The organism is Aquiflexum sp. (assembly GCF_041749095.1).
GTDB lineage: Bacteria > Bacteroidota > Bacteroidia > Cytophagales > Cyclobacteriaceae > Aquiflexum.
This window is the reverse complement of sequence record NZ_JBGTCA010000422.1, coordinates 21196-30606: the sequence shown is the minus strand read 5'-3', so window position 1 is coordinate 30606 and position 9411 is coordinate 21196. Positions and strand designations below refer to the sequence as shown.

General features: G+C 41.4%; 5 protein-coding genes. All 5 read right to left on the bottom strand.

The window, feature by feature from the left end; all coding sequences use genetic code 11:
* Positions 1–956, bottom strand: a 956-nt coding sequence (locus ACEW8O_RS19260; RefSeq protein WP_373496256.1) for a DUF6797 domain-containing protein, incomplete at its 3' end; no start/stop codon positions are given.
* 15 nt (positions 957–971) lie between these two features.
* Positions 972–2561 carry a sulfatase gene (locus ACEW8O_RS19255; RefSeq protein WP_373496255.1) on the bottom strand — a complete coding sequence of 530 codons (1590 nt, stop codon included), beginning with the start codon at positions 2559–2561 and terminating at the stop codon, positions 972–974.
* A gap of 166 nt (positions 2562–2727) precedes the next feature.
* Complete coding sequence (locus ACEW8O_RS19250) at positions 2728–4455, bottom strand: hypothetical protein (protein WP_373496254.1); 1728 nt, start codon at positions 4453–4455, stop codon at positions 2728–2730.
* 108 nt (positions 4456–4563) lie between these two features.
* The gene (locus tag ACEW8O_RS19245; RefSeq protein WP_373496253.1) at positions 4564–6048 is read right to left on the bottom strand and encodes a SusD/RagB family nutrient-binding outer membrane lipoprotein; all 1485 of its coding nucleotides are present in this window, start codon (positions 6046–6048) and stop codon (positions 4564–4566) included.
* 77 nt (positions 6049–6125) lie between these two features.
* Positions 6126–9326, bottom strand: coding sequence for a SusC/RagA family TonB-linked outer membrane protein (locus ACEW8O_RS19240; protein ID WP_373496252.1), 3201 nt, complete (start codon positions 9324–9326; stop codon positions 6126–6128).
* Positions 9327–9411 lie beyond the last annotated feature (85 nt).

Here is a 9411-nt window from a genome sequence, read left to right as displayed (position 1 = left end):
AAAGTACCTGTAGTAGGATTTGCCCAAGCTGGAACGACGGGATTTGAAAAATGCAGGTCTCCGGCTGTTCTTGGGGAGATATTGTGTTTTCCGTTAAATAAAATGGCTTCCCAATCAATAAAGCCTTCCCCTGTCCAAGCTCCGGCAACCCGCATGAGGTCGTGGTCAAACATCATCCAAGCTTTGCCTGCAGCCACTCCTCCATCTCCTTGATCCAATCTTATGGCAATACCCTTGTAAGCAAAATTGTTGTTGATAAAATTTTCATCCTTTAAAGGCTGGATCGGGCCGGTAGATCGTTCTCTGGGAGGAGGGTTTAGTCCCACCAGTTCATAGGTATTGATCAAAAAGTTACCATAATCCATTTCGGCCCATGGCTTGAATTCTTTAGGTGCAGGACCAATATTTCCACCGCTTGGCAGGCCGGCCATGTAAGCTGAGTCTATATTGAAATATTGATCAGGGTTCTTTTCCTTCAAAAAAGTCTCTCGAATGTAATGGATGAGGTCATATTTTTCCACCGGAGTCAAATTGACCTGTGGAGGCATAGAACCATACCCTCTAGTCAAGGTCTGATAAATTGAAAATGGGTCATTACCAACTTTAAAGGTATCTTTCCAAAATTTAAATGCTGTAGGTATAGAGCCCTCCTGCTCTTGATTTCCGTGACAATTGAAGCAAATATTGTTATAGATATGCTCGCCAGTTCTGAGAGATTCACCATGTCTGTCCCCCCAAGCTTCAAGCAAACCGAAATGGTCTAAATCCATTTCATATTCCGGAAGTTCTGATATAGGCAGGATAAATTCATTTATAGCCTCGGATTCAGAACTCTGCCTATTTTTATCTTGATTACAGCCAATAACAATTATGAAAACAAGTGGTAGATAAATCTGATATCTTATTTTATCCATTGTGGTGTTTGTAAAAGTATTGTCAAATTTCAATTTAAACATTTTGTTATATATTAATCAATTTGGAGATTGTCCCCACCAAGGGCCTTCGTCCCTGATTTCAAGCCATAAACTTTGCATTTTGGGAATTAATCCCTGCAATATTTCCGGCTCGACTTCAGAAAGGTCATGCTCTTGGGAGACATCTTTTTTGATATTGTATAATTCATAGGCACTTGGGAGAGTTGTTTTAATCCAGTCAACCACAGGATATTTCCCCGGCGCTATCTCCTTGGAAAATAAATCCAAATCCTGACTTAGTTTTCCAATAAGCACATATTCTTCATACCTCATGGCCATGTGAACCATGTTTGGTAAATGGGAGTAACCGGTAGGGAAAAACCAAATCGGCAATATGTCCCTACCATAATCCCGGTTGAGAAAAGCCTTGAAAGCATCAGTGCCATCAATTGGCCTGTCATCCGGTAAGGGTGCGCCTACCAACTTACAAATAGTAGGCAGGAAATCCGTACCGTTAAACAATTTATCACTAACAGTGCCTGCGGGAATCCCGCCAGGCCATCTGACGATTCCCGGAACCCTGTGGCCTCCTTCATAAGGATATCTTTTCATTCCCCTTAAATCACCCGGTGATCCAAAACATTTATCCCTTAGGGGATCTTCCCATTCCCCATTTGATTCTTCCAAAGTTACAGGATACTCCGGGCCATTATCACTTGTAAAAATCACCATGGTATTGTCCCTTAAGTTCATTCTGTCCATAAAAGCCATGAATTTTCCGAAAGTATCATCAATTTGAGACACAGTACCATAATATTCCTTCAAAAATTTTGAGATATCTTTATTAGGCCGGGCAACCCCTCCATAATCATTTATATTGGATATTTTGTCCAAATCTAAATGCTCGTATAATTGGGCAAATTTTTTAGGTGGATCAATCGGAGTGTGCGGTTCATTGCTTGAAATGATCATAAAAAACGGTTTTTCCTTGTTTCTTATTGATTCAATCCAACCTTCTGCTTCCTTGGTGATGATGTCAATGTACCACCCTTCCAAAACTCCAACTGGTTTCCCGTTTCTAAGGAATTTATCCGGGTTTCTAGGTCCTGTATTAAAGGAATTTACCGAAGTGGCCAGGGAATAGTCAAAACCCATCTCATTAACCGAAACCTCGTCGGGGGATTCTAATTTGGACAAATGCCATTTTCCAAAGAACGCTGTTTCATACCCTATTTCTTTTAATAATTGGGGTAAAGTAATCTCTTCCTTGGGGAGAGTTGTACCATAAAATCCGGCAATACTGTAAAACCCACTGCGATAGGCATTTCTTCCGGTGAGAAGGGATGCACGGGAGGGAGAACAGACTGTCGCAGCTGAATGCATATCGGTCATCCGAACCCCTTCTTTGGCAAATTGATCCAAATTTGGGGTTTTTATAATTGGATTCCCATAAGAAGCAAGATCCCCATAGCCCAGGTCATCTGTGAGGAAGATGATGATATTCGGCCTTGGCGGATTTTCAGTTTTATTTTGGGCTGTAGTATCAAACGAATTGAATCCAAGTAATATCAATACTGCTATCCATTTGACAGCAAGTTTTGAGGATTGCGTTGAATTAATGGAAAGATTGATTTTAAACAGATTCATTTGTTTTTTAAATATAAATTAAAGAGCTCGTTAACTTGTGTTTCATTCATTTTAGGATGAAAATAAGCCAACGAGCTTTCAAATTGAACTATATCAGGCAATTAATCAACTTTTACTATTGGCTAGCTTTTTTTTTCTGGACTAAACCCTTACTTACTACATAGAATTATCTGGAAGAAAGCATGATTTTCTCCTGTCTTACCACAATAGGGACATAGCCATTTTCCATTCCAAGAGGTGGAGTCACGATGAGGACCGGGTCAATGGCAACAAGTTTACCTGTGCTCGGAGGAGCCATGTATTCTTGGTCAATTGTCCAAGCTTTATGGATTTGTTCTACGAATTTCTGTATGGCATCTTTTTCCTCTTTTGTCCAGCCCAAAGTCTGAAAAGAAGGCTGATCTACGAACTTATACCATCGATATGTCACTGTTGACCCATCTTTCAGAAGGACTGAAGAAGGCTCGGAAGATGGCCCGGGGTTTGCCCAAGCACCGCTTGTTGGAGAACTGTAGGGAAGGCTTTTATCAATTTTGAAGTTTCCTTCTATGATTTCATTTCCATCTCTCCAATTGATGTAATGGCTTTCTGATCCAGCCTTGGCAAATTCTTTTTCCCGAAGGGCCTGGGGAACTGATTCCGGGTTTACTGCCACTCGGTGATCTCCCACCTTTTTAAAATACTGGGGGAAACGTCCTGCTGTGGAGATGGTATTGTCTTTCCATTCGAGTCCAAAGGCATTGGTTTCGGTAACCACGGTTTGGAGTACAGTTTCCAGCCCTGTTAGTTTTTCACGCCCGTTGTTGAGGCTTGCGCCCTGATCTAATGAGAGTGGTCTCGGCTTTAATTCAGGTTTCCAGGTGTGAGCTTCATCAAATTTTCCCGAATAAGCTTTGCCACCTTTTTTCCATTCCAACAGGTAATTGAAGAGTGCATCTTTGGAGTAATAAGTGACATCCTGAACCAGTACCGATTGACCCTTTTCATTTATCGGAAATTGCAATTGGGGGATTTTGACATACAGATCTCCTTTTTGGTCTTTCATTTCAATGGAAGGAACTGTATTGATTTCCATAGCACCCCCACCGCCCATTGTTCCCGGCCGGGTATCCAATCCCATTCCTTCAATGGCTTTATATTCCTTCGATAGCCTGCTCCACATTTCAGGGATATAGAAAGCAACAGGCCCTTTAAAGTTTTCTGAGTTTAAAAACAGGGTCCAACTCTGATTTCCTGTAGGAGGAGGCCCCGTCTTGGCCTCAGTTAGGGGAAGAGCCATGTGGGTATATCCCAAAAATCTTCCTTCCAAATCTCCTTCAAAGGTAATCCCATCCGGTGGCACCAAAATTCTGTTGCTGAGTTGGGCTATCCCCAATTGATCATCGGGTAAGGCTTCTGCCCTGTAGAAAAAAGGCCAACCCGGGGAAGCGATTTCTGAATTATAACAATCCGGTACTCCATTCATACTGAATTTTGGAGAACCATAATGGTACCTATTTCCCCGCCAATAGCCCAATCCTCCCTCCTGAGTTTGAAAAACACTGGACCATGTCGGGCCTCTTGGAGCCCATGTGCGGGCAATAGTACCTTCAGGGCAACATGGGATATCTTTGTTGTTGGGATTATCAGGGGTGATCCAATTCCCGGGCAAACCGATCTGAAATCCGGAAATCGGCTGTTCAACCAATGGCCATACTGCAGTGTAAAAACCAATCCCTGCACCATATCCATCAGGTCTCTTGGTCGTGCTGTACCCAATATAGCCATGGAGTCCATTTGATGATTGAAAAACAGGAGTTGTCCGGACCATCCTGTCTTTTTTAATCGGCAATAGCTGGATAGAAAAAACTGCCAATGGCAGCAACCATGAAATGTAGAATAATCTTCGTATCATTTTTAGGGGGTTTAAACCAATCTCGGAAAATCAATTCCTGTTAACATAATTTTGAAAGGGTTCCCTCTTCTATTGGGATTAATCCTTTAAAAGAGGGAAAGTAAGCTATCAATAAACGCCTGTTCTGGTATCCCACCAAATCTGTTGGCCATAAAAGATATCCACCTGAACCACGTTGTTAGGAAAGCTTTCATTAAAGGCAATCTCATTAGCAGGATAAGCCATCCTAAATGGAGGGCGGTTGTGGTTACTGGCATAGTCATTGGAGACATTGACCAACTGCGGCACATCCGTCCTCCTGACCTCTGCCCAGGCCTCTACGCTCTGTTTATACAAACTGATCCAGTTCTGCAACCTTATTTTCTCCAGATTGGAAGTTGAACCACTTCCCCAGGCAACTCCAGCTACCTGAAGGTAATTGTCAATTTCCGATTGGGGAATCCCGTTTTCCAACAAAGATGTCGTGATTCCATTATTGTAAGCATCCTCTGCATTGCCACCTGATACCAAACCCCTTTCGTAGGATTCAGCTTTGATAAACCATACCTGGGCAGCATGCATAAAGGGTGAGAACCCACGGTCATCATACCCAAATCTGTTTCCAATGTGTGACACATTGTTAAAATTATTAAGAGGGAAACCTGTCTGACCAATTCCCATGCGGTAGCCATTATAAAAACCATTTAAGTTTTGGTCTGCATAGACCGGCAATCGGGGATCATCCAATTCTATCAATCTACTGATCAGGTCATGGTTTGTACGATACTGGTCAACCTTATTGGTAGGTGCTCCAAGCCTAGATCTCCAAGGTTCAAGGTTATTGGTTGCAATCCCAGGCCATCTCAAATAAGCATTATCCGCATTGGATTCAAAAACAGGAAAATTGGTGGGTGATCCCAGTATTTGGTTCAAAACCTGGGCTGCCGCTTGAGGTTCCACCAAAGACATACGCATGGCAACTCTTAATCTGATGGAATTTGCAAATTTTCTCCATTTAGCGATATCACCTGCAAACATAAAGTCTCCTACTCCCAATGCACCCGAAGCTGGATTGAGAATTGAAGCAGCTTCTTCCAATTCACTTAGAATTTTTGTGTAAACTTTTTGGTGGGAATCAAAAACAGGGTTTAAAATACCACTTTCTCCCAACAAAAACGCCTCTGAATATGGAATATCTCCCCACATATCAGAAACCTGATGAGCTGTATATGCCTTCATTATTAAAGAAACAGCTGCAAGATTTTGGTTACCTTCCTTTAAGGCAGTTTTCCTGGCATCTTCAAAGTAGGCCATAGCCCTGTAAAGGTTGTCCCATTGGCCATTGTTGATATCCACCCTGAATTCATAATCCCCTGCACCAATTGCGGCTAATTGTCCTGACCAGGTACCTGTATAATAAATACCAATCCTTTCCCCGAATAATTGGCCCGCTACTATGGTAAGTCCGGCACCGAAAATACTGGAAGCCGGTACTACTGATGGTTGGTTTGGATTAATATTCATTTCGGTCCATTCATCCATGCAAGAAGTCGCAATAATCAATGAGAAAACTGCCAATACTTTGCTTATCTTTTTTATTATTAAGTTTTTCATTTCTGTACCGTTTAAATTAATTAATAGTTTGATCAATGATTTCATTTTTTTGAATCATCTTCATCAACTGCTAAAGCTTAGAAATTTAATTTCAGGATAAATCCAATATTTCTGGTAGTAGGAGCCATGAAGTTTTCAAACCCTGTCCCCCTTTCACTTCCGCCCATTTGGGAAGCTGCTTCCGGATCCAATCCAAGTTCTTTGGCTTTTGCACTCCTATGCAGAATGGCAACATTTCTACTGAAAACGGAAACGTTGACATTGCTCAATTTCCAAACATTAAACCTATATCCAAGGGTCAGTTCCCTCAACTTTAAATAAGAACCATCAATGATCGAATATTCATGGTTGTTCCATACCCAGGCTCCGTTGTAGTAATCTTGGGCTGATATTCTGACATCGTTGGGTGAACCGTCACCTTTGACCCCAGGAACAATTATTCCCTCTTCCCTTACATTATTTTGGACTGAATTCAAAAATGCTCCCGTTGGGTATGAATGCCAATAAGTCCCACTGAAAAAGTCACCGCCCACACGCCAATCAAGAAGTGCCCCAAGGGTGAAATTTTTGTAAGTAAAACTATTTTGAAGTCCTCCTATCCATTTGGGAGTTACATTTCCCAAAATTTCCTGCTGATTGGTGGTCATAGGTGTCCCATTCGGGGCTATCTTGATATTTCCATTTTCATCTCTGACATAAGGCAAACCACTGATATCGCCCCATGGTTGACCTGGTGTACCAACCAATCTTGCCCCTCCAAATCCCGGGCTAATGGTAATATTTTCCAAGCCCCCATATAGTTCCACAACAGTACTCGTATTTCTTGCCCAATTCAATACTGCATTCCAGTTAAATTCCCCCCTTTTCATTACCAGGCCTCGAATGATAAGTTCAACTCCCTCATTCTGAATTTTGGCAGCATTGATAAGTTGTGAAGCAAAACCGGTTGATCTGGCGGTTGGAACCTGAAGGATCATGTTCTCAGTCACTTGCTGATAATACGTGGCATCAAATGAAAGTCTATCCCCAAAAAATCTTAAATCTGTTCCAAATTCAATGGAAGTAGTCATCTCAGGCTTTAAGTTTGCCGGTGGTTTTACCGCAGGCGGATTGAACAAGGCTATATTGTTAAAATAGGTAGTACTATATGTCCCCAACAATTGGTAAGGATCCGTGTCCGAACCTACCTTTGCCCAGCTTGCCCTTAACTGAAAGTGGTTGAAATTTTTGGTTTTAATTTTAAAAGCATCAGTCATGGTCACGGCCATATTTGCTGATGGATAGAAATAAGATCTGTTTTCAGGGGGCAAAGTAGAACTCCAGTCATTTCTACCGGTCACACCTAGAAACATGAACCCTTTGTATCCAAAAGTAGCTGATGAGTATATACTATAGGTTTCCCGTAAACTTTCCATCATCCCTGTACCGGGAGTCCCTTTGACATTGGAAATATTGAATAAATCAGGTACCTCCAAATCAGGGGCACTCAAAGACAGGATATTAAATTTATTTTGTCTGAAATTACCTCCTACCAAACCGATTATTGCCATATCATTTTGAAATTGTTTGTTAATATCCAACCTTAAATCAGTATTAAACTCTTGTCTGTTTTGATTGGATATGGAGAATTGTCCTCCCCGTTTATTGTTAATGTTGGCCCTTGTCCTGGACAAAGTGATGGACTTCCTCTCCTCAGTATAAAAATCCATGCCTGTCAGGGAAGTGGCAGAAAGCCAATCGTTGATCTGATAGGTGGCATTTATATTGCCAAAAAACCGCTGCCTGCTCATACTATTTGTATTTCTTAAGTCAAAGTAAAAATTGTTTTGGTTTTGATTGTATCCACTACCCATTTCATTTTCATGTTCCAGGTATGTTTTTTTCACTTCATCTAGAGGAATATGCCTAAATGCCCCCCATGCGAGTTTGGTCATGGATCCATAAGAGACCACAGGGATATTGTCACTGAACCTATGCACATAATTAAAACCGGAGCCAATAGTCAAACGCTCATGTGGGTTCAATGTCAGGCTAGCATTAAAAGTGTTGACTGTCTGATCAGTATCGAAGAAAATCCCTGTCATCTTTCTATTGGAAAATGCAATCCTACCATTTGCATCTTTACCTTTTGCTGTAATTGCTACCTGGTTGATGATATTGGTTCCTGTCTGGAAAAAATTGTCCTGGATATTTCTTGGGTTTGATTCCCATAAGCTATTTGGCCCTTTCACCCATTGGTCAAGTAAGAGTCCTGAATCATATCTCGGCCCCCATGATGTTGAATTTTCATTAACTCCTCCACCAATGCCATTAACATAATTATAACTGAACTGCTTAGCGTATTGGTTATAAGTGAGATTCTGCCCGGGATTGTTCTGCAAAAATCTCTGCCAATCATATTCTCCCCCACGCTGCCCGATTCCATATTCATTTTGGAAATTCATAAAAAAAGCGGGATTATCGAACACCACAGAAGAAGTATATTCAACCCCCATACCCTTTCTCGCTTTGTTTCCCCTTTTGGTTTCGATCAAAATCACACCATGGGCAGCACGGTTTCCATATAAGGCTGCGGCATTGGCACCTTTCAATACGGTCAATGAAGCAATATTCTCCGGATCAATGTCCGCTGCGGCATTTCCGAAATCCAAGCCCCCGGCCCCGTCCAGATTGGAACTAGTATTGTCTATTGGAATTCCATCCACAACAAAGAGTGGCTGATTACCTGCAAATGAAGCATTTCCCCTAATGATTATCCTTGAAGAAGCCCCAATTTGAGAACCACTTTGGGTAACTTGGACTCCCGCAATTTTCCCTGACAAGGAATTGACAAGGTTAAAATCATGTGCCGAAGTAAGGTCTTCGGGTTTAAGTGCCTGCACGGTATAACCCAGTTCTTTTCTTTCCCGCTGCAATCCAAATGCTGTGACAACAAATTCATCCAAGCTCTTTGAATCCTCAGTCATGATCACTCTGAGAATTGATTGAGTAGTTACATCAACTTGCTGTGTCTCATAGCCTATAAATGAAAATGCCAGTAAATTGGAACCTGATGGAACAATTATTTCAAATTTTCCATCAATGTCCGTAACTGTACCAAAGGTTGTTCCTACAACCAGAATACTTACACCAGGCAAAAGATTGTTTGAATTGTCTTCAACAGTACCTGTAATCCTTGTTTGTGCATTTCCATCATAAATGGACATCCCATAAAAAAAGACAAAAGCGAATATTGCCAGTCCATTTTTGGGGAATAAGTGAGTAATGATTGATTTCATATTAATTAGGATAAGTTTATGGTTAGGTTAAAGTTAGGACTAACTATCCACCTAGCAATCAATCATTTTATCCAAAAAATATACT